Genomic DNA, 18,894 nt, shown 5'->3' on the forward strand with positions numbered 1-18,894 from the left:
ATGGGACAGAATGACATCCGCGTGGGCGTGGATATCGGCGGAACCTTCACAGACGTCGCCCTGCTGCATCCCGGCGGTCTTACGACCGGGAAGGTGCTGACGGAATACAGCCAGCCCGAACAGGCGATCATCGACGCCATCGTGAAGGCCGCTGGTGATGCGGGCGTGGGCCTGGGCGAGATCGGTCAGGTGATCCACGGCACCACGCTCGTCACAAACGCGCTGATCGAGCGGCGCGGCGCGAAGACTGCGCTCATCACGACCGAGGGCTTTCGGGATGTGATCGAGATGCGCTCGGAAAACCGGTTCGAGCAATACGATCTTAACCTCACCCTGCCTGTGCCGCTCGTGCCGCGCGAGCATCGCTTTACGCTGAGTGAGCGGATGGCACCCGAGGGCGAGGTGCTTTTGCCGCTCGATCCGGGCGAGGTGGAAGCGATGGTCGAACGAATCCGCGACGGCGGGTTCGAGGCGGTCGCCATCGGGCTGATCCACGCCTATGCCAACGATGCACATGAAGTGGCGATGGGCGCGGCGCTTCGCACGGCGATGCCGGGTCTGTCGGTTTCGCTGTCTTCGGTGATCTCGCCGCAGATGCGCGAATTACCACGGTTCAATACCGTGATCGCCAATGCCTATGTGCAGCCGCGCGTCGCGGATTACCTGGGGCGGCTCGTTGCTCGGCTGGGCGACATCGGCGTCACCGCGCCAGTATTCATGCTGCATTCCGGCGGTGGGCTCATCTCCGTCGAAACCGCGGCGCAACAGCCGGTGCGGCTTCTTGAAAGCGGGCCCGCAGGTGGGGCGATCTTCGCTGCCGATCTTGCGCGCGCCCATGGGCTCGACAAGGTTCTGAGCTTTGATATGGGGGGAACGACCGCAAAGATCTGCCTGATCGAGGAGGGCGCGCCGAAGACCGCGAACACCTTCGAGGTTGCGCGAACCTACCGGTTCAAGAAAGGCTCTGGCATGACCGTCTCGACGCCGGTGGTCGAGATGGTGGAGATCGGGGCCGGAGGCGGATCGATCGCGTCGATCGACAGCCTCGGGCGGCTTCAGGTCGGCCCGCGCTCCGCCGGGTCGGAACCGGGGCCGGCCTCTTACGGGCGAGGCGGGGAAGATCCGACTGTGACGGATGCGAACCTGCTTCTCGGGCGCCTCGATCCCGAAAACTTCGCGGGCGGATCGATCCCGCTTCTGCCGGACCGGGCGGAAGCGGTGGCGGCCCGTCTTGAACTCAGCCCCCACGACGCCGCTTTCGGCATCACCGAACTCGTCGACGAGAACATGGCGAATGCCGCTCGTGTGCACACGGTTGAGAACGGGCGCGATATAGAGCATTTCACCATGATCGCCTTCGGCGGTGGCGCACCGCTTCACGCCTGCCGCCTCTGCGAGAAACTGGGGATCCGCGCGGCGCTCGTGCCGCCGGGCGCGGGCGTTGGCTCTGCCATCGGGTTTCTGAAGGCGCCGTTCAGTTTCGAAGCGAGCCGAGGGCTGTTCCAGCGCCTCGACGCCTTCGATGCGGGGGCTGTAAACGAAGCGCTCGAGGCCCTGGAAGCCGAGGCTCGGGCCTTCGTCGAAGAGGGGGCGGAAGGGGCCGAGACCGCGGTTCGGCTGACGGCGCAGATGCGGTATTCGGGGCAGGGTTGGGAGATCCCGGTTCTTCTCGAGAGGAAGCGGTTCGGGGCGGATGACGTCGCGATGATCCTGGCGGCCTTCGAGACGGCTTACCGCACGCTCTTCGGCCGGATCATCGAGGGCCTGCCGGTCGAGATCACCAACTGGGTTCTTTCGGTGTCCACGGTTCTGCCTAAGGTCAAACCGGTGGCCCATCAGTCCGGCGGCTCGCCAGCGCCGGTGATCCGGACGCGGCGGTTCTACGACGCCGCGCTTCGTGCGCATGTCGATGCGAGCGAGGTAGATCGCGCATCGATGACCGTTGGAATGACGGTGGAGGGGCCTGCGATCATCGTCGAATCCGAGACTTCGACGATTGTCACCACCGCCTATCGCGCCATCGCCCAGAGCGACGGGGCGCTTCTCTTGCTTGCGAAGGAGACCCGGGAATGAGCAGCGCCGCCATCGATCACCAGATCATGTGGAACCGCCTGATCGCGGTGGTGGAAGAACAGGCGACGACTTTGATCCGCACCGCCTTCTCCACCTCTGTCCGCGAGGCGGGTGATTTGTCGGCAGGCCTCTTCGACCGGCAGGGCCGGATGATCGCCCAGGCCGTGACCGGCACCCCGGGACATGTGAACGCGATGGCCGAAAGCGTCACCCATTTCGCCGCCGCCATAGGGCCGCAGAACACCTTCGAGGGGGATGTCTTCATCACGAACGATCCCTGGCTCGGAACCGGGCACCTCCATGACATCACAGTGGTTACGCCGGTGTTCCGGAAAGGCCTGCACATCGGCTACTTCGCCTGTACAGCGCATGTCGTCGATATCGGCGGGCGCGGCTTCGGCCCCGATGCCGGCGAGGTCTATGAAGAAGGCCTTCTGATCCCAATCACTAAATTCGCCGAGCGCGGTCAGGTGCAGCCGTTCCTGATCGAAGTCGTCCGCGCCAATGTCCGCACGCCGGATCAGACAGTTGGCGACATGTACTCGCTCGCCGCCTGTAACGAGGCGGGCGACCGGCGGCTTCAGGCGATGATGGACGAATTCGGGATCGACGATCTGCAAGCGCTGTCCGATTTCGTGATCGAGACGAGCCGTGCGGCGACACGGGCCGCCATCGCGAAGGTGCCGCCGGGTGAATACCGCAACACCATGCAGGTCGACGGGTATGACGCGCCGGTTCACATGGAAGTGACGCTCACGGTCGAGGGCGAGAGCCTGACGGCAGATTTCGAAGGCACTTCGGAAATGAGCCGTTTCGGCGTGAACTGCCCCGAGGTCTATACGCGCGCCTATGCCTGCTATGCGCTGAAATGCGCCATCGCCGCCGAAGTGCCGAACAACACCGGATCGCTCGAACCGTTCCGGATCACCGCACCCGAAGGCTGCATCCTAGCCGCACGGCGCCCGGCCCCCGTTTCTGTCCGCCATGTCATGGGGCATCTCGTGCCCGATGTGGTGCTGGGCGCGTTGCACAAGGCGCTGCCGGGCGTCGTGCCCGCAGAAGGGGCCAGCGCGCTTTGGAACATCCAGATTTCCGCCCGTGCGTCGGATCCGTCAAGCGGCCTGCCGGGCGCCGAGGTGCTGATGTTCAATTCCGGCGGCACCGGCGCGCGCCCGCGCCATGATGGGTTGTCGGCCACGGCGTTCCCTTCCGGCGTGTCTACGATGAGCGTCGAGGCCACCGAACACGTTGGGCCAATCACGGTCTGGCGCAAGGATCTGCGCGAAGGCTCGGGCGGGGCAGGGGAAATGCGTGGCGGTCTCGGGCAAACCATCGAGATCGAGGCACGCGACGGCTATGATTTCTTCATCAACGCCATGTTCGACCGAGTCGACAATCCCGCCCGCGGCCGCGACGGTGGCGGGGCGGGGGCCGCAGGCGGGGTCGCGCTGGCCGACGGCACGAAGCTTGCCTCGAAAGGGCGGCAATTCGTCCGGAACGGCCAGCGCCTCAGGCTCAGCCTGCCGGGAGGCGGGGGGTATGGCGATCCGAAACGCCGCGACAGGGATGCGGTGGCACGGGATCTTATTGCGGGGTTCATCACCCCCGAACAAGCGAAGCAAGACTACGGATATGAGGGATAGGTCATGACAAAGATAGCCTTGGTGACAGGCGGCGCGCAGGGCATCGGCCTTGCCGGCGCCGAGGCGCTGACGGAGGACGGATACAAGGTTGTCCTCGCCGATGTGAAAGACAGCGTTCACGAGGCGGCGGAGACACTGGGCGGTGTCGGCATGATTTGCGACATGGCCGATCCCGGGGCGATCGGCGCGATGTTCGATGAAATCGAGGCCGATCACGGGCCAGTCTCGGCGCTTGTGAACAATGCCGGGATCGCGATGCCGGGCGATTTCCTCACCTACGACCTCGATGCCTTCGACACGGTGATTGGCGTGAACCTTCGCGGTGTCTTCGTTGCCCTGCAGCGGGCGGCGCAAACGATGGTGAAGGAAGGGATCAACGGCGCCATCGTCAACATGTCGTCGGTGAACGCCCATGTCGCCATCCCCGCGATCCCGGCTTATTGCGCCTCGAAGGGCGGCGTGATGCAGCTGACCAAGGCTGCGGCGATCGCACTTGCGCCGAACGGGATCCGCGTCAACGCCGTGGGCCCCGGTTCGATCGATACCGAGATGATGGCCGGCGTCAACGCGAACCCCGAGGCCTATCGCATGGCCATGTCGCGTACGCCGCTCGGCCGCGCTGGTACGGCGCGGGAAGTGGGTGACGTGGTGGCGTTCCTCTGCTCCGACAAGGCCAGCTACATCACGGGCGAGACAATCTATATCGACGGCGGCCGGATCGTGCTGAACTACGTGATGTCTTAGGGCCCACCGTCCCGGCCCCGTCCGCGGGCCGGATCTTTCCTGTCTACAATGGCCGCGCACGCGCGCCCTGAACTCCTGTGTGACCGACTTGGGGCAGGAGCGCGCATTCCCGATCGCCAATCCCCGGAACGGCGGCATGCTGGGGATTGACAGACGCGCCATTCTCCCTGACGCTGATATCGCACAAAAGTTCGTTTTGCGCACAAAGTGAGCCAACTGCTCACGGCGGACTACAAGAACCGCCCCACGCATTGGGGGACACCAACGGGAGAAATGCCGATGCTCAAGAGAACCCTGCTGGCCGGTATGGCCGGGATTGCCATGGCGGCCATGTCGCTGACCGCAGTACAGGCCAAAAGCCTGGACGACATCCTGACGGACGGCGTGATCCGGATCGGGATCAACCCGAACTTCCCCAACATGAGCACGCGGAATGACGCGGGCGAGTGGGAAGGCTTCGATATCGAGGTGGGCAAGGCGCTGGCTGCCGCGATCGGGGTCGAAGTTGAATGGGTGCCCACGGAAACGCCTCAGCGCGTGCCGTTCCTCGTCTCAGACCGCATCGACATCTCGCTTGGCGCGCTGACGCGCAACACCGAGCGCGCGAAGCTGATCGATTACACAGTGCCGCTTCATACCGAGGTGCTTGCGGTGCTCGCCACCGACAAGATCGAAGGCGACAGTTGGGAGGATTTCAACAAGGAGGGCGTGACGCTCGCAAACATGCGCGGCAACTGGACGGTCGACTGGATCGGGGAGAACATGCCGAATGTCGAGCTTGAGCTGGTCGACACGCTGGCCGACACCGTGCGCCTCGTGGCTCAGGGCCGGGCGGATGCGATTGTCGAGAACATCGACTTCTTCATGGCCTTCACCGAGAATTACCAGGACGTGAACTGGCGCGTGGTCGAGAACCCGATTTTCGTGGCCTATTGCGCGATCGGCGTGGCGCAGGGCAACGACAACCTCACCGAGGTTCTGAACATTGCGCTTTACAATTTGCACTCGTCTGGTTTCGTGAACGAGACGTGGGAGAAGTTCTATGGCGCGCCGATGCTGCGCACCGTCGATCCCGATCCCTACTTCTGATTGACGAAACCGAAGGCCCGGCCCGCGCGGGGCCGGGCGCCCAGGCGAAATCCGCATGAACTACAGATTTCAGTTCGGTGTTGTCTGGGACAACTTCGATGCGCTTCTGGAAGGCGCCCTGCTGACATTTCAGCTTGGCGTCTTCGCGTTTGGGGGCGGTGCGCTGATCGGGCTCTTCTGCGCAACACTGAAAACCTACGGGCCATGGCCAGTGCGGTTTCTAGTCGACAGCTATGTCGTCTTCATCACCAACACCCCGGCCCTCATCCAGATCTACTTTCTTTATTTCGGGCTGCCGGAGGTGGGGATTCGATGGTCCAACGAGGCGTGCCTGCTGATCGGCCTTACCCTTAACGCGGGCGCCTATCTGACGCTCATCCTGCGTGCGGGCTTCCTTTCGGTCAGGATCACCGAACTCGAGGCAGGGCAGACGCTCGGCATGTCGCTGATCCAGCAGGTCCGCTACATCATCGTCCCCCACATTGCGAAGTCGATCTATCCGGCGCTCGCCAATTTTTTCATCGTCGTTCTGGTGATGGGCACATCGGTCGGCGCACTGATCGGGGTTGATGAACTCACCGGGCAAGCCATCAACCTGTCGACGGTGAACTACCGCTGGCTCGAATATTTCACGGTGGTCGCAGGGATGTATGTCGTGCTGACCTTCATCGCGAGTATCGGTCTTGCGCTCCTCGGCCGCTGGGCTTTCCGCGTGAAGGCGAAGATCTTCTGATGGAACGCATTCTCGAACAGGCCCCGCGGTTCTTCAGCTCCGGCAACATGGCGCTTCTGCTCGAGGCGGCGGGTCTGACCCTGGCCATGACGGCCACCGGTTGCCTCATCGGCTTCTTCCTCGCGTTCATCCTGGTCTATCTGCGGCAGACGCCGGGCCTCTGGGCCATGCCGCTGCGCTGGATCTGCATCACCTATGTCGAGGTTTTCCGCCGCATCCCCTTTATCGTGGTGATCTACCTCGTCCTGTTCTTCATTCAGGCGGTGACGCCCGATGCCTCGCTCTTCACCATCGCGGTGATCGCGATCTGCCTTTACGCGGTCGCCTACACGGCTGACATCATCCGGGGCGGGATCGAATCCGTTCCTCGCACCCAGGTCGAGGCGGCGGAGGCTATGAATCTCTCGCGCCTGCAAACGACGCTCACGATTGTTCTGCCTCAGGCCTGGCCGGTGATCGTGCCGCCCGCCATCGCCTTCGCGGTGTCCTTCATCAAGGATACGGCGCTGGTCAGTCAGGTCGGTGTCTTCGAATTAACCTTCCGCGGTAAGGAGCTGAACAATCAGGGCTATTCCGGCATCCTTGTTTTCGGAACCATTGCCTTGTGCTACTTCCTGATATCCTTCCCCTTGAGCCTCCTCGGCCAACATCTGGAGAAACGACTTGCCACACCTCGCGGTCAGCGACGTGCGCGCAAAATACGGCGCACTTGAGGTCCTGCACGGGATCTCGCTTTCAATCGAAGCCGGCGAAATCGCCGCGCTTGTCGGGCCGTCCGGGTCGGGCAAGTCGACGGTGCTGCGGGCGCTGATGGGGCTGACGCCGATCACCGGGGGCAGCGTGTCGATTGCGGGCGAGACGATGGATTACTCGAATGCGCGCGCCGTACGGGCGGCGCGCGACCGGATGGCGATCGTGTTCCAGCAGTACAACCTGTTTCAGAACATGACAGTGATGCAGAATGTCACGCTCGCACCCACGAAGATCAAGGGCTGGCCGCGCGGCGATGTTGAGGCCGAGGCGTTGCGCCTTCTGACGCTCGTCGGGCTTTCCGACAAGGCGGGGGCATATCCCGATCAGCTTTCGGGCGGGCAGCAGCAACGGGTCGCGCTCGCCCGCGCGCTTGCGCTGAAACCGCAGATCCTGCTTCTCGACGAGGTGACGTCTGCGCTTGACCCCGAACTCGTCAACGAAGTGCTCGACGCCATCCGCAAGCTTGCCTCCGAGGGCATGACGATGGTCATCGTCAGCCACGAGATGGGTTTCGTGCGGGAGGTTGCGAACAAGGTCGTCTTCATGGACGGTGGCGAAGTGATCGAAAGCGGATCACCTGCCGAGTTGTTCAACGCGCCGAAGACGGAACGGGCGAAGAATTTCTTCAGCAAGATCATCCGGCACTGACCGGCTTTGGGAGAGCCATGAATGAAGATTACCGCGATCCGCGCCTATCAGGTTGATCTGCCCCTGAAAGAGGGCCGCTACAGCTGGTCGAACGGCAATTTCGTTGAGGTCTTCGACAGCACCGTCGTGGCCGTTGAAACGGATGCGGGCCTGACGGGGTATGGCGAATGCTGCCCCTTGGGCTCCGCCTATCTGCCGGCCTATGCCTTCGGTGTTCGCTCGGGTCTTGCGGAGATCGCGCCCAAGGTGATCGGCCACGATCCGCGCGATCTTGCAAATCTAAACCGTTTCATGGACGCGGAACTGCGCGGGCACCCCTATATCAAGTCGGCGATCGACGTGGCGTGCTGGGATATTCTGGGGCAGGCGACGGGGCTGCCAGTTTACACGCTCCTCGGCGGCAAGGCGCAGGAGGATGTGGCGCTCTACCGGGCAATCTCGCAGATCGAACCAAAGGCTATGGCGGCGAACGTGGCGGGCTATCGAGACGAGGGTTACACCAAGTTCCAGCTCAAGGTTGGTGCCGATGCGGATAGCGATATCGAGCGCATCCACCTCAGCGCGGCAGAGATGCGGCCCGGCGATGTGCTGGTGGCGGATGCGAATACCGGCTGGACGATGCACGAGGCAGCGCGTGTGGTGAATGCCGTGCGCGACGTCGATGTCTATATCGAACAGCCGTGCCCGACCTATGAGGAATGCCTCGTGACACGGCGCCGCACATCGCTTCCCTTCGTGCTGGACGAGGTGATTACGGGCGTCGACAGCCTGATCCAGGGCCTTGCCGACGGCGCCATGGATGTGATCAATCTGAAGATCTCGAAAGTCGGCGGTCTGACGAAAGCCCGCCAAATCCGCGACCTGTGTATCTCATCGGGCATTCCCATGACGATCGAGGATACCTGGGGCGGGGATATCGTGACCGCGACCATCGCCCATCTTGCGCAGTCGACGCCGGAGGAATTCTCGTTCTCGGCCACCGATTTCAACTCTTACGGCACGGTCGATATCGCAGAAGGTGCACCGAAACGGATCGACGGAAGAATGCGCGCCGCCGATGCGCCGGGGCTTGGCATCACGCCTATCCTCTCCGCACTCGGGGATCCGGTGTTCGACACCTACCGTGCGTAGCGACCGCACCATTCACATCGTCGGCTGCCACGCGGAAGGCGAGGTTGGCGATGTCATCGTGGGTGGCGTCGCGCCTCCGCCCGGGGAAACGCTCTGGGCGCAGTCGCGCTGGATCCAGGAAGATGGCGGGCTCAGGGATTTCGTGCTGAACGAACCGCGGGGTGGGGTGTTCCGACATGTGAACCTGCTTGTGCCACCGAAGGATCCCTCCGCCGCGTCGGGCTTCATCATCATGGAACCGTCCCATAGCCCGCCCATGTCAGGCTCGAACTCGATCTGCGTGGCGACCGTATTGCTCGATGCCGGTATCGTTCCGATGGAAGAGCCGGAAACGCGCTTCCGTCTCGAGGCGCCGGGCGGGATTGTCGATATCACCGCCACCTGCCGGGACGGGAAGGCCGAAAAGATCCGCGTCACCAACGTGCCGAGCTTCGTGGGGCGCCGCGATGCGATGCTCGAGGTCGAGGGCATCGGGACGCTTCGCGTGGACACAGCCTATGGCGGGGACAGCTTCGTGATCGTCGAGGCGGCGGATCTGGGCCTTGCGCTTCAGCCCGACGCGGCCGGTGCGCTTGTCGAGGCGGGCATGCGCATCACGCGGGCCGCGACCGAACAGCTTGGCTTCCACCACCCCGATCTGCCCGACTGGACGCATATCTCCTTCTGCCAGTTCACCGAGCCTGTCGAACGCATCGATGGTGTGCTGACTGGCCGGAACACGGTGGTGATCGATCCGGGCAAGCTCGACCGGTGCCCGACGGGCACCGGGTGTTCGGCCCGGATGGCGCTGTTGCGGACGCAAGGCCTTCTTGAAACGGGCGAGACGTTCGTGGGCATTTCCATCCTCGGCACCCGGTTCGAGTGCCGGGTGGAGGCCGAGTGCGAAGTGGGAGGCGTGCCCGCAATCCTGCCCTCGATAAGGGGGCGCGGTTGGATCACGGAAACGAAACAGCTTCTCCTCGACCCCGACGATCCTTTCAAGCGCGGCTATCGCCTGGGGGATACCTGGCCGATGCAGGGGTTCTGACGCGTCCGGTGCTCAGGCGGTTTCGCGGACCCAGTCCGCAAGCTCGGCATGCGTTGGAAACCAGACGTCACCGCGTGATTTCGCATGCCGTATCAGTGCCTCGAGAATCCAGATGCGCGACCGGTAGCCGATCACGAAGGGGTGGAACACAAGCTGGCACAGCGCGCCCTCGTCAAAGGCCGCATCGAATTCGCGCGTGAAGATATCGAGCACATCCGCCGGCGGCGTCCATGGCCGCGTCGGAGGTTCGCGGTTGAAGAGAAGATAAACCGCGTCGTCGCGCACCCAGTCGACGGGGATTTCGACAAGCCCTGTGGGCTGCCCGCAGGAGAGAAGTTCGTAGCAGGCGTCATCCGCCATCATGCTCGAATCATAGGAAAACCCGGCTTCGGCCACCAGGTCAATCGTGTGTTCGCTGAGGTCCCAATGGGCCGCGCGGTGCCCCACGGGGCGCGTGCCTGCAAGCTTTTCAAGCGTGTCGCGCGCTCTCACGAGAAGATCCCATTCCGTCTCCCGGTCGAGTGTCGAGGTGTTTTCGTGGATCCACCCGTGCACCCCGATCTCGTGCCCGGCGCTGACAATCGGGGCCAGGGCGCCCGGATCTATGAGCGCGGAGACGGCGGGCATGAAGAACGTGCTGCGGATGTCATGACGGGCGAGGACATCGAGGATGCGCGGCACGCCCCTGCGGCGGCCGAACTCACCCCACGCGAGCCGTCCCATGGCGGCACGGCCCTGCCCAAGCTCGAAGGTTTCGTGGTCGCAGTCGAAGGACAGCGCGAAGGCACTGCGCGCGCCACCGGGCCATGTCTCAGGCGACAGCTCCCGGCCAGCCCGCACCCGCTGGACCGCCCGACGCCAGACGGCCTCGGGCATCTCCCAGGGGCGCGGATCGTTCATCACCCGAACACGGCCTCGACCGCGGCCTTCAACGCGTCGGCGATCACGTCGATTTCCTCGCGGGTGATGGAAAGGGGAGGTGCAAAGCCCATGATATTGCCTTCCGGCATGGCGCGCGCGATCACCCCGTGCCTCAACATCTCTTCGGCAATCTTGGGCGTGACGGCCATGTTCGGGAACCAGACACCGTTCTCCGGATCGTCCATGAACTCCACCGCGGCAAGCATGCCGATCCCGCGCACCTCCGCGACCTTGGGATGATCCGCGACAGCCTTCGCCAGGCTTTCGAGTAGGTAGGCACCCGTATCGCGCGCCTTTTCCACAAGCCCCAGACTGTCGACAAGGTCCAGCGTCGCAACACCGGCGGCCGCGCCAATCGGATGGGCCGAATAGGTCCAGCCATGGCCGAGCGGGCCGAAATCGTCCGTGCCCTGGGCCAGAACCTCGAACACCCGGTTCGAGATGATGGAGCCCGAAAGCGGGGCATATGCAGAGGTGAGGCCCTTCGCGATCGTGATGAAATCGGGCCTGAGGCCATAGCGTTCAGTCGCGAACATCGTGCCCGTGCGGCCGAACCCTGTCACGACCTCGTCGGTGATCAGAAGGATGTCGTGCCGGTCCAGCACTTCCTGCACCCCGGCCCAGTACCCCTCTGGCGGGGGGACGATTCCCCCTGTTCCGAGAACGGGTTCACCGATGAAGGCCGCAATGGTGTCGGGCCCCTCGCGCTCGATCATCTCTTCGAGCGAGCGGATGAGAAAGGCGGTGAAGTCGGCCTCGCGCATGTCCCGATCCGCCCGCCGCAGGTAGTGCGGCGTCTCGGTGTGCAGAAAGCCGTCGAGGGGAAGGTTGAACCGGTCGTGATACAGCTTCAGCCCCGTCATCGATCCCGAAACGATGCCGGAACCGTGATAGGCGCGCCAGCGGCTGATGATCTTCTTCTTCTCAGGTTTGCCGCGCAGGATATTGTAATGCCAGGCAAGTTTGACATTCGTTTCGTTGGCATCGGAGCCTGATAGCCCGAAATAGACCCGCGCCATGTGATCTGGCGCACGGTCCATCACCATCTTCGCCAGACGGATCGCCGCCGCATTGCCATGGCCAGCATAGGAATGGAAATAGGCGAGTTCGTGCGCCTGCTTCGCGATCGCATCGGCGATCTGCGTGCGCCCGTAGCCCACGTTCACGCAATAAAGCGCTGCAAAAGCATCGAGCAGGCGGTTGCCGTCGCGGTCCGTGATGTAAACCCCGTCGCCGCCGGTCACGATCCGGCCGGGCAGATCGCCGCGTGCATGTCCGGCTGTGTGCGTGGCTGGATGCAGAAGGCAATCGCGGTCCCATGCGGCAAGCTCGTCGTTGATGGTGCTTGGATCAAGCGTCATATCAGGCTTTCCTTTCGCGTATTCGCGACCAGTTCTGGCACGCTGGCCTGGTTTGGCAAGGCCAGAAGAAAGGCAACCATATCTGCGACGGTCTCCGGAGTTAACCGGTCCGCCTTCGGCGTGACGCCGGGGATATCGGCGATCAGATCGGTGTCGATCGCGCCGGGGCAAAGGGCGGTGGCGCGCAGGCCATGATCCCATCCCTCCGCGCGGGCCGCCTGGGTCAATGCCAGAAGCGCATGCTTGGTCATCGCGTAGCCGAGCGAGGTGCCTTCGCGAAACCGTTTGGCGTCGGTCGAGGCGATGTTGACGATCCGGCCTGAACCGGCTCGTTTCAGATGCGGCATGGCGGCACGGATCAGCCGGAACGGCGCCTTGACGTTGACGGACCAGAGCGCGTCAAGGTCGTCCTCGCTGCCGGTTTCGAACGTCACCATCCGCAGGATCCCGGCATTGTTGACGAGCGCATCGAGCCGCCCGAACCGCTCCACCGTGCCTTCGACCCAGGGCGCCGCCGTGGCGGGATCAGTCGCGTCGAAGGGAAAAGCCGCAAGCTGCGCCTCGCCGGCGCCGAATGCATCCGCCTGGCCGGGATCGCGCAGGCCAAGCGAAACAGCCCAGCCCTCGTTCAGAAGCTTACCCGTGATCGCCGCGCCAAGCCCCCTGCCACCGCCGGAGATCATGACGACCTTCATCAGAAAAGCCCCTGATAGACGCCACCGTCATTCACGATGTTCTGGCCTGACATGAACCCGGCCTGCGTGGAGCAGAGGTAGGCGATCAGATCGCCGCATTCCGAAGGGTTGGCAAACCGGCCAGCCGGGCAGGTTTCAAGCCGGTTCTGCACAATGGCCTCGTAGGTCGTGTTGCCGCGTTCCGCGTGACCATGCAGATTCGTATGCAGTGCGTCTGTATCGAACAGGCCCGGGCATACGGTGTTGATCGTCACGTTATGGGCGATCAGTTCGCGCACCATGGCCGCTGTAGCGCCCGACAATGCGAGGCGCGCGGCGTGGCTGTGGGCGAAGCCTACCTGTGGAAACTTGATGAAGCTGACGGACATGTTGACGATCCGGCCGAACTTGCGCTCCGCCATTCCCGGTGCGACGCGCTGGATCATGTCGACCGACGATAGGAAATGCACCTCCAGCCAGTAGCGCCAGTCCTCGGCGCTGATCTGGTCATAGGGCGTGGGCACCTGCCGCACGCCGGGATTGTTGACAAGGATATCGGGCAGCCCGGCCACGTCGAGAAGTTCCGCACGCCCCTCCGGCGTGTTGAAGTCGGCCGCGACCGTTTTCACATCGACGCCGAATTCCTTACGGATATGCCCGGCGGCGGCGTCCAGCGCATCGGCGGAGCGCGCGTTGATCGTGACGTTGACGCCTTCGCGCGCAAGTGACCTTGCCGTGGCCAGCCCGAGCCCGCGGCTCGCTGCGGTGACGATTGCTGATTTTCCCGTGAGACCCAGATCCATTGGTCTGCCTTTCCCTTGCGCTCAGGCCACCTTGGCCGATCTGGCAAGGAGATTGTCCATGCCGGTTGTCAGATGCTCTAGCGCTGCGCCGTCAAGCGGGCGAAGCGGAGGTCGTGGCATCCCGCCGCCCGGAAGGCCCAGATGGTCCATCGCGGCCTTCGTCGCGGGGTAAAGCGTGCAGCCGCCCGACGTAAAGAGTTCGGTCATCTCGATCCCGAGACGCTGCAGCGCCCAGGCCTCGCTCACCCGGCCGGCATTCGTCAGATGCCAGAGGTCGAGGCATCCCGGGGCCCAGACATTCGGAAAGCAATCGATCGTGCCATCGGCACCTGCCAGCACGGCAGGCACACCGAAAACCGACGAGGGGCCACAGAACACCCGGATCCGGTCGCCTGCCCGGTTCAGTGTGCTCTGGAACGTGTTCCAGTTGCCGCTGCTTTCCTTGATCCCGACCACTTTGTCGAGATCCGCCAGCCGGTCGGTGATTTCGGGCGTCAGCTCGTTCCCGGCATTTCCCGGGATGTTGTAAAGCAGGATGGGCAGCACCGATTTCGCATCTATCGTCTCGAAATGCGCGATGATCTCGGCCTCGGTAGAGCGCACGAAGTATGGCGGCATCACCAGAACGCCATCGGCGCCGGCTTCCTTCGCGGCGTGGATCTGATCGATGATCTCTTCCTCGCGGATCGATCCGGTCCCGATGATCGAGGGGCCGCGCCCGGCCGCGGCGGAGATCGTCAGCCGGGCAAGGCGCTCGCGTTCCTTGAAGTCGAGCGCCCAGAACTCTCCCGTGCAGCCGGCGGTGACCATGCCCGTCGCCCCGGCCGCGTAAAGCCGGTCGACGTTGGCGCTGAAAGCCTCCTCGTCGATCGAAAGATCGTCGCGGAACGGCGTCGTCACAGCCACCATCGGGCCCGTCCAGTCTATCGTGGTTCTGTCCATGGCTGGACTCCTTCAAGCACTGCCCGATTGGGCCCTCGTCTCTGTCATTTCAGGTGCGCTTCGTGATCGCGGCGAGTTCAGCCGTTCACCGTGCGGCCCCGTGGCGAAGACATGCGCCTCCGCCAGATCGAATTCCACCTGAACGGGTTCCCCTGGTTTCCAGATCTCGGTGGCCTTCGCGCGGCCGGTAATACGGATGTTGCCTGCGATCTCGGCGACCACGATGTTCTCGTGGCCGGTCTGCTCCACGACCTGAACCGCACCGCCGATATTGCCAGCCCCGAAGCTCACATGCTCTGGCCGGATGCCAAGCGCGGCCGGCCCTGCCTGCGCCGATGCAGCGAGGGCCGGCATAGGGAGGCGGAGGCCCGGGGCCTCGAAGATCCAGCGTCCGCTTTCATGGGCAAGCGCACCGTCGATCAGGTTCATCGCGGGCGTTCCGATGAAGCCCGCGACGAAGCGGTTGGCGGGCTCGCGGTAAACATCGGTCGGGGGTGCGAATTGCTGTAGATTGCCACCCTCCATCACGGCAATCCGGTCCGACATGGTCATCGCCTCAAGCTGGTCATGGGTCACATAAACCATCGTGCGTCCGAGGCGGCGGTGCAGTTCCACAAGCTCCACCCGCATGTAACCCCGAAGCTTCGCGTCGAGATTCGACAGGGGTTCGTCGAGCAGAAAAACCTTGGGTTCCCGCACAAGCGCCCGGCCAAGGGCAACGCGCTGCTGCTGGCCACCGGAAAGCTGTCGCGGCTTGCGGTTCAGAAGGTCGGTCAGCTGCAGAAGCTCCGCCGTCTTCTGTACCAGCTTCGCGCGTTCCACCTTCGGCACACCGCGCTTCTTCAGCGGATAGGCGATGTTCCCCGCAACCGTGAGATGCGGGTAAAGCGCGTAGGACTGGAAGACCATTGCGATGTCGCGCTGCCCCGGGGCCACGTCGTTCACCACCCGGTCGCCTATGGAAATCGTGCCGGAGGTGGGAAACTCGAGCCCCGCCAGCATCCGCAGCGTCGTGGTTTTCCCGCAGCCCGACGGCCCAAGGAGCGAAACGAATTCTCCTGACCTGATGGTCAGGTTCAGCCCGTGCACGGCGGTGAAGCTGCCGAAGGACTTGACGATATCTTTCAGAACGACGTCGGCCATCTTACCCCTTCACACCTCCTGCTCCGAACCCGCGTGTCAGATAGCTTTGCAGGAAGGCGAAGACGATGATCAGCGGCACGCTCATCATCACGGAGGCCGCCATCAGAAGCGACCACTCGATATTGAAGGCGCTGACGAGCATGTTCATCACGCCGGTGGTCAGCGGCCGGGCACTGTCGGAATTCACCAGCACAAGCGCATAGAGGTATTCGTTCCAGGACAGGATGAAGGTGAAGAGCGCGGTAGAGATGATGCCGGGCAGAAGCTGGGGCAGGATCACGTCGACGAACGCGCCAAGCCGCGAGGCCCCGTCGACGAGGGCGGCGCTTTCAAGATCCTCGGGGATTCCGGCCATGAAGGAGCGCAAGAGCCAGAGGGCATAGGGCAGGGCGAAGGTCGTGTAGGCGATCACGAGCGAGAAGATCGTGTTCGACAGCCCAAGCTGCACCAGCATCAGGTAAAGCGGAATGATCAGCACGACGGACGGCAAGAGGTAGGTGAAGAGAACGAGGAAGGCGAGGCTCTCGCGCCCCCGGTACCTGAAGCGCACGAGGCTGTAGGCCCCGATCGTCGCGATCAGGATGACGACCAGCGTGGTCGATAGCGACAGGATGACGGAGTTCTTGAAATAAATGAGGAAATCCGTGGTCGTCAGAAGCCGGATGTAATGCTCGAACGTCCATGTCTCCGGCAGGATCGTCGGCGGGCGGCGGAACAGCTCGAACTGCGGCTTGACCGACGTCACCACCATCCAGAACAGCGGGAAGGCCACGGCCAGGATGATCGACCACGCGAACAGGTTGAACAGGATGCGCCGGATCATGTGGCATCCTCCGACCGGGTGCGCCGGATATAGAGGATCATGAAGACCAGCATGATCGCCATCATCACCACCGCATAGGCCGAGGCCATGCCCATCTGGTTCAGCGCGAACGCTTCCTTGTAGACAAGTAGCGGCAGCGTCTGGGTCGAGGTGATCGGCCCGCCGCCGGTCAGTAGGTAGATCAGGTCGAATTCCTTGAAGTCCCAGATGGCGCGCAGCATGATAATAACGACAAGCACCTCGCGCAGCTGGGGCAGGGTGACGTCGAAGAACCGTGCGATTGGCCCGGCCCCATCGATACGCGCGGCTTCATATAGCGCGTCGGGAATGGTCTGCAGCCGCGCAAGGACGGCGATCACCACGAAGGGAAAATATTTCCAGGCGCCCACGAGGATCACCGAAATCATCGCGTTCGGCATGCTGCCGAGGAAGTCGATCGGGAACTCCGTCAGCCCCGCCATTATCAGCAGGTGGTTCATGATCCCGTAGAGATCGTTGAACAGCCACTTCCATACGAGAACGGCCACAACGGTCGAGATGAAATAGGGAAACAGGATCAGCGACCGGGCAAGGCTGCGGAAGATCAGGTTCTGGTGCAGCACAAGCGCCATGCCCACGCCGCAGGCGATCTGAAGCGTAAGCGTGCCGCCCGTCCAGATGATGTTGTTCCAGAGCGACGACCAGAACACTTCGGTCCCGAACAATTCGCGATAGTTCCGAAACCCTACCCAGTCGCCCTCGAGCGTCGGTGTGTAGATCGAGAACAGCGACAGGTAGACCGCCGACACGAGCGGATAGACGATGACCGCGCAGAACACGAGAACCGTGGGCGCAATCAGCATAAGCCCCAGCATCGCGTACTGGCGCTCCAGCAATGTCCGCTCTGTACGTTGCATCTGGTTTCCGTATCGCGGCACCGCCCGGCACCTGGCCGGACGGTACGTTCGCTATAGCGCGATCAGCCGGCCATGATGTCGGAAATCGCCTTCGAGGCCGCGCTCAGCGCCTCGTCGACATTGTCGCCGTTCAGAACGACGCGGCCCACAAGCTCGGAAATCGCGTTCGAACCGATGATCTGCCCGGCCTTGTCGTTCGACTTGTGATCGCTGCTTTCGTAGCCGAGGTTGAAGCCGCCCGCCGCCGACGCGGCCATCAGATCGACTTCGCCGGGATACTTCTGGATGATCTCGTTGTCCTGATAGGCGGGGTTCTCGTTGATCGACTTCAGCACCGGCAGCACGTGGCCTGGGGCCGCGTGAAGCTGCTGGATATAGCCCGGCGGGGTGAACAGATGCGCGGCGAATGCCTTCGCGGCGTCCTTGTTCGCCGATTGCGCGGGGATCATCACCGACGGGAAATCGTTGAACGTCCAAGGCGCGATATCCGTCGACATCCGCGGATAGGTCACGCAAGTCACATGATCGGCGATCGGTGGGTTCTGGGTGTTGACGTTGATCAGCACGCGGCCGGTATAGATGCCGGTAGCCGTTGCGCCGGAAACGAAGGCCGTCAGGCTTTCGCCCCAGCTGTAGTTCGTGGCGCCCGGCGGGCAGAACTCACGCATCTCCTTGTAGAATTCAAGCGCGTTGCGGGTGCCCTCGTTGTCGATATCCACCTCGAGATCGGGGGTGAAGACATGCCCGCCTGCCTGGTGGATGAAGCCGATGAAAATCAGCGACGTCATCGAGTTCAGGCCATAGGGCAGGGGGGCACCGAATATCCCGCCGGTCTGCATCGCCGACACGGCGGCGCGCAGTTCGTCCCAGGTTTCCGGGGCCTTGTCGATGCCGGCCTGTTGCATCAGGTCCTGGCGCAGCCAGAGCATGTTCGCGGCCGAGTTGCCGATTCCCGTGCCGCAATAGTTGCCATCGCCAGCGAGATAGACATTGTTGGCACCGGCATAGAAATCATCTGCACCGATTGCGTCGATCACGTCATTGAAAGGCTCAAGCAGGTCGTTCGCGTAATACGATTGCACCGCGAAGGAGGGAAGATGCGTCACGATATCTGGCACTTCGCCTGACGAGAATGCGGCGGCCAGCTGCGGCGCGTATCCTTCGTCCGATGTCGTTTCGAACATTACGTTGATGCCGGGGTTCGCCGCTTCGAAGGATGCGATCTGGGTCTCATAGGCGGCGACCTGGGCCGGCGCGCCCTGTGGCGACCACCAACGCAGCGTCACGTCCTGCGCCTGCGCGGCCCGGGGCAGGGCAGTCATCGCCGTTGTTGCGGCCAGCCCCGCAAGGGCCCCGCGCCGCGTGAGTCCTGAGCCAGTGTAGAGTGTTTTCGTCATTATGAGCCTCCCTGCGGCCTGAATTGTTCACATAGCGCACTCTTGTTCGATATAAATACAGCTGTGCCGAGTCGTGCAACAGGTTTTTCGGAA

18 protein-coding genes are annotated in these 18,894 nt (G+C 63.1%); 9 read left to right on the forward strand and 9 right to left on the reverse strand.

The features are described 5' to 3' along the window. From RXV90_RS12495 to RXV90_RS12535, 9 genes are all read left to right on the forward strand, one after another. A complete protein-coding gene (locus RXV90_RS12495) occupies window positions 1-2,073 on the forward strand; it encodes a hydantoinase/oxoprolinase family protein (protein WP_316649087.1) in 2,073 nt (690 codons plus the stop codon). After that, complete coding sequence (locus RXV90_RS12500) at window positions 2,070-3,716, forward strand: hydantoinase B/oxoprolinase family protein (RefSeq protein WP_316649088.1); 1,647 nt, start codon at window positions 2,070-2,072, stop codon at window positions 3,714-3,716. Before RXV90_RS12495 ends, RXV90_RS12500 begins: the two co-directional genes overlap by 4 nt. A gap of 3 nt (window positions 3,717-3,719) precedes the next feature. After that, a complete protein-coding gene (locus RXV90_RS12505) occupies window positions 3,720-4,460 on the forward strand; it encodes an SDR family NAD(P)-dependent oxidoreductase (RefSeq protein ID WP_316649089.1) in 741 nt (246 codons plus the stop codon). 279 nt (window positions 4,461-4,739) lie between these two features. Next, a complete protein-coding gene (locus tag RXV90_RS12510) occupies window positions 4,740-5,549 on the forward strand; it encodes a transporter substrate-binding domain-containing protein (RefSeq protein ID WP_316649090.1) in 810 nt (269 codons plus the stop codon). Between the two features lie 55 nt (window positions 5,550-5,604). Continuing rightward, entirely contained in the window at window positions 5,605-6,282 is a 678-nt protein-coding gene (locus tag RXV90_RS12515) for an amino acid ABC transporter permease (RefSeq protein WP_316649091.1), read from the forward strand. Continuing rightward, window positions 6,282-6,995 carry an amino acid ABC transporter permease gene (locus RXV90_RS12520; protein WP_316649092.1) on the forward strand — a complete coding sequence of 238 codons (714 nt, stop codon included), beginning with the start codon at window positions 6,282-6,284 and terminating at the stop codon, window positions 6,993-6,995. The genes RXV90_RS12515 and RXV90_RS12520 overlap by 1 nt, the downstream gene beginning before the upstream one ends. After that, window positions 6,946-7,683 carry an amino acid ABC transporter ATP-binding protein gene (locus tag RXV90_RS12525; protein WP_316649093.1) on the forward strand — a complete coding sequence of 246 codons (738 nt, stop codon included), beginning with the start codon at window positions 6,946-6,948 and terminating at the stop codon, window positions 7,681-7,683. The genes RXV90_RS12520 and RXV90_RS12525 overlap by 50 nt, the downstream gene beginning before the upstream one ends. Before the next feature lie 21 nt (window positions 7,684-7,704). Continuing rightward, a complete protein-coding gene (locus RXV90_RS12530) occupies window positions 7,705-8,814 on the forward strand; it encodes a cis-3-hydroxy-L-proline dehydratase (RefSeq protein ID WP_316649094.1) in 1,110 nt (369 codons plus the stop codon). Continuing rightward, a complete protein-coding gene (locus RXV90_RS12535) occupies window positions 8,807-9,841 on the forward strand; it encodes a trans-3-hydroxy-L-proline dehydratase (RefSeq protein WP_316649095.1) in 1,035 nt (344 codons plus the stop codon). The genes RXV90_RS12530 and RXV90_RS12535 overlap by 8 nt, the downstream gene beginning before the upstream one ends. A 12-nt stretch (window positions 9,842-9,853) precedes the next feature. On the opposite strand, the gene RXV90_RS12540 is transcribed toward RXV90_RS12535, so the two are convergent. From RXV90_RS12540 to RXV90_RS12580, 9 genes are all read right to left on the reverse strand, one after another. Then, window positions 9,854-10,741: a polysaccharide deacetylase family protein gene (locus RXV90_RS12540; RefSeq protein WP_316649096.1), complete on the reverse strand. Its 888-nt coding sequence runs from the start codon at window positions 10,739-10,741 to the stop codon at window positions 9,854-9,856. Next, a complete protein-coding gene (locus RXV90_RS12545; RefSeq protein WP_316649097.1) occupies window positions 10,741-12,123 on the reverse strand; it encodes an aminotransferase class III-fold pyridoxal phosphate-dependent enzyme in 1,383 nt (460 codons plus the stop codon). Before RXV90_RS12545 ends, RXV90_RS12540 begins: the two co-directional genes overlap by 1 nt. Beyond that, entirely contained in the window at window positions 12,120-12,818 is a 699-nt protein-coding gene (locus RXV90_RS12550) for an SDR family NAD(P)-dependent oxidoreductase (protein WP_316649098.1), read from the reverse strand. Before RXV90_RS12550 ends, RXV90_RS12545 begins: the two co-directional genes overlap by 4 nt. Beyond that, window positions 12,818-13,600: an SDR family oxidoreductase gene (locus RXV90_RS12555; RefSeq protein ID WP_316649099.1), complete on the reverse strand. Its 783-nt coding sequence runs from the start codon at window positions 13,598-13,600 to the stop codon at window positions 12,818-12,820. The genes RXV90_RS12550 and RXV90_RS12555 overlap by 1 nt, the downstream gene beginning before the upstream one ends. Before the next feature lie 21 nt (window positions 13,601-13,621). Continuing rightward, window positions 13,622-14,542, reverse strand: coding sequence for a dihydrodipicolinate synthase family protein (locus tag RXV90_RS12560; RefSeq protein WP_316649100.1), 921 nt, complete (start codon window positions 14,540-14,542; stop codon window positions 13,622-13,624). Between the two features lie 12 nt (window positions 14,543-14,554). Next, a complete protein-coding gene (locus RXV90_RS12565; RefSeq protein WP_316649101.1) occupies window positions 14,555-15,685 on the reverse strand; it encodes an ABC transporter ATP-binding protein in 1,131 nt (376 codons plus the stop codon). 1 nt (window position 15,686) lies between these two features. Further along, on the reverse strand, window positions 15,687-16,508 hold the full coding sequence (locus RXV90_RS12570) for a carbohydrate ABC transporter permease (protein ID WP_316649102.1): 822 nt from the start codon (window positions 16,506-16,508) through the stop codon (window positions 15,687-15,689). Further along, the gene (locus tag RXV90_RS12575; protein WP_316649103.1) at window positions 16,505-17,404 is read right to left on the reverse strand and encodes a carbohydrate ABC transporter permease; all 900 of its coding nucleotides are present in this window, start codon (window positions 17,402-17,404) and stop codon (window positions 16,505-16,507) included. The genes RXV90_RS12570 and RXV90_RS12575 overlap by 4 nt, the downstream gene beginning before the upstream one ends. A gap of 62 nt (window positions 17,405-17,466) precedes the next feature. Beyond that, window positions 17,467-18,801 (reverse strand): ABC transporter substrate-binding protein, encoded by a 1,335-nt coding sequence (locus RXV90_RS12580; RefSeq protein ID WP_316649104.1) that lies wholly within the window; start codon window positions 18,799-18,801, stop codon window positions 17,467-17,469. Window positions 18,802-18,894: the final 93 nt, after the last annotated feature.

The sequence above is a fragment of the Ovoidimarina sediminis genome, assembly GCF_032586175.1.
Lineage (GTDB): Bacteria > Pseudomonadota > Alphaproteobacteria > Rhodobacterales > Rhodobacteraceae > Ovoidimarina > Ovoidimarina sediminis.

Coding starts and splice junctions, on each gene's coding strand:
- RXV90_RS12495 (WP_316649087.1), top strand. CDS start 1: ATGGGACAGAATGACATCCGCGTGGGCGTGGATATCGGCGGAACCTTC.
- RXV90_RS12500 (WP_316649088.1), top strand. CDS start 2,070: ATGAGCAGCGCCGCCATCGATCACCAGATCATGTGGAACCGCCTGATC.
- RXV90_RS12505 (WP_316649089.1), top strand. CDS start 3,720: ATGACAAAGATAGCCTTGGTGACAGGCGGCGCGCAGGGCATCGGCCTT.
- RXV90_RS12510 (WP_316649090.1), top strand. CDS start 4,740: ATGCTCAAGAGAACCCTGCTGGCCGGTATGGCCGGGATTGCCATGGCG.
- RXV90_RS12515 (WP_316649091.1), top strand. CDS start 5,605: ATGAACTACAGATTTCAGTTCGGTGTTGTCTGGGACAACTTCGATGCG.
- RXV90_RS12520 (WP_316649092.1), top strand. CDS start 6,282: ATGGAACGCATTCTCGAACAGGCCCCGCGGTTCTTCAGCTCCGGCAAC.
- RXV90_RS12530 (WP_316649094.1), top strand. CDS start 7,705: ATGAAGATTACCGCGATCCGCGCCTATCAGGTTGATCTGCCCCTGAAA.
- RXV90_RS12540 (WP_316649096.1), bottom strand. CDS start 10,741: ATGAACGATCCGCGCCCCTGGGAGATGCCCGAGGCCGTCTGGCGTCGG.
- RXV90_RS12545 (WP_316649097.1), bottom strand. CDS start 12,123: ATGACGCTTGATCCAAGCACCATCAACGACGAGCTTGCCGCATGGGAC.
- RXV90_RS12550 (WP_316649098.1), bottom strand. CDS start 12,818: ATGAAGGTCGTCATGATCTCCGGCGGTGGCAGGGGGCTTGGCGCGGCG.
- RXV90_RS12555 (WP_316649099.1), bottom strand. CDS start 13,600: ATGGATCTGGGTCTCACGGGAAAATCAGCAATCGTCACCGCAGCGAGC.
- RXV90_RS12560 (WP_316649100.1), bottom strand. CDS start 14,542: ATGGACAGAACCACGATAGACTGGACGGGCCCGATGGTGGCTGTGACG.
- RXV90_RS12565 (WP_316649101.1), bottom strand. CDS start 15,685: ATGGCCGACGTCGTTCTGAAAGATATCGTCAAGTCCTTCGGCAGCTTC.
- RXV90_RS12570 (WP_316649102.1), bottom strand. CDS start 16,508: ATGATCCGGCGCATCCTGTTCAACCTGTTCGCGTGGTCGATCATCCTG.
- RXV90_RS12575 (WP_316649103.1), bottom strand. CDS start 17,404: ATGCAACGTACAGAGCGGACATTGCTGGAGCGCCAGTACGCGATGCTG.
- RXV90_RS12580 (WP_316649104.1), bottom strand. CDS start 18,801: ATGACGAAAACACTCTACACTGGCTCAGGACTCACGCGGCGCGGGGCC.